General features: G+C 71.3%; 1 protein-coding gene. It reads right to left on the bottom strand.

Going from position 1 to position 1,771, the window contains the following annotated elements; translation table 11 throughout:
* A partial coding sequence (locus tag H4F98_RS16590) for a non-ribosomal peptide synthetase (RefSeq protein WP_182688937.1) occupies positions 1 to 1,771 on the bottom strand: 1,771 nt, incomplete at both ends.

Genomic DNA, 1,771 nt, shown 5'->3' with positions numbered 1-1,771 from the left:
ATCGCCCGGCCCGCCATCGACCGCGACATAGGCCACCAGGCGCGTCGGCGCCTCGTCCGACCTGTGGGCGACGACCAGCGCCTGGCGCACGCCCGGCCGCGACGCCAGCACCTGCTCGATCTCGCCCGGCTCCACGCGGAAGCCGCGGATCTTGACCTGCGCATCCAGCCGGCCGAGGAAAAGCAGTCCGCCGTCGGGCCGCCTGCAGGCCAGGTCGCCGGTGCGGTAGAGCCGCGTGCCGGGGCGACGGGCGCACTCGATGAAACGCTCGGCGGTCAGATCGGGGCGACGATGGTAGCCGCGGGCCAGGCCGATGCCGCCCAGGTGCAGTTCGCCGGGGATGCCCACCGGCACCACGCGGCCGGCAGCATCGAGCAGGTGCACCTCGACCCCGTGCAAGGCCTCGCCCAGGACGATCGCCCGGCCGGGCTCGATCGGTGTGCTGGTCGCGCACACGGTGTTCTCCGAGGGACCATACGCATTGTGCGTGCGGTAGCGCCGGGCCCAGCGCCAGGCAAGGCGTTCATCGCAGGCCTCGCCCGCCAGGATCAGGGCCTGGAGGGCGTAGTCGCGCTCCAGCGGCATGTGCGCCAGCAACGCGGGCGGCAGGGTCGCGTGGGTGACCGCCTGCTCCACCATGAGGGCGGAAAGCCGATCGACCGAATGCCGGTCCTCTTCGTCGGCCAGGTACAGGCACGCGCCGCTGGAGAAGGCCATCAGCCATTCCCATGCCGCGGCATCGAAACTCAGCGAAGCGAACCCCAGCACCCGGCTTTCCGGTGTCGTGCCATACAGTCGCTGCTGGTTGTCGGCGAGGTTCACCAGGCCACGGTGCTCGAGGAGCACCCCCTTGGGCCGGCCGGTCGACCCGGACGTGTACACCATGTAGGCCAGGCTGTCGGGCGCCAGTCCCAACATCCCGGGATCGAGCGCGGTGGCGGCATGCCCCTCCAGCGCGACCTGCAGCTCGGCCGGATCGGCCGGCAGGCGCCGGATCGCATCGAGCCAGGGGAAGGCCGCCAGCGATGCGGGGTCGAGTATGGCGTGGGCGAGGCCCGCGTCGTCCACCATGTCGCGCAGCCGCTCCTCGGGATAGGCCGGATCGAGCGGCAGGTAAGCGGCCCCCGCCTTCAGGATGCCGAGCAGCGATACCGACAGCCACGACGAGCGCTGCATGCACAGGCCGACCACGTCGCCGGTGCGCACGCCGGCCTGGCGCAGGGCATGGGCCACCTGGTTGGCGCGGCGGTCGAGTTCGCCATAGGCGAGCACGCCTTCGCGCGTCCACAGGGCGGGGGTCCCGGGCGAGCGCGCGGCATGCGCTTCGAACAACTGGTGCGCACAGGCGGCGCTCGCGCGTGCGCCGATCTCCGCGTGCGTGGGCAGTTGCCGCTCGGACTCGGACAGGAACTCGATGTCGGCGGCGGTGGCCGCGGCCGGCAGTTGCTCCAGGACGCGGGCGAGATGCGCCTGCAGGCGCTCGATCATGTCGCCGCGGAAATGCTCGCGCCGGTATCCCATCCGCGCCTGCAGGGTTTCACCGACGCTGACACTGATGCTCAGGCGATAGCTGGTCTGTTCGTCGTTGCCCGGCGACTCGAGCCGGATCCGTGCGTCGCCCTCCATCGCCGACACTTCGTCCGCGGCATCGAGCGGATAGTTCTCGAAGGCCAGGATGCTGTCGAACAGGGCGGTGCCCGGGGCGACGCCCGACTGCCGCTGGATCTCCGGCAGCGACAGGTAGCCGTGTTCGTTGCCCTGCTGGAACTCG

Source organism: Marilutibacter spongiae (genome assembly GCF_014145325.1).
In the GTDB taxonomy this organism is placed as follows: domain Bacteria; phylum Pseudomonadota; class Gammaproteobacteria; order Xanthomonadales; family Xanthomonadaceae; genus Marilutibacter; species Marilutibacter spongiae.
The sequence above is the reverse complement of the archived record's forward strand: the minus strand, read 5'-3'. Positions and strand labels throughout refer to the sequence as shown.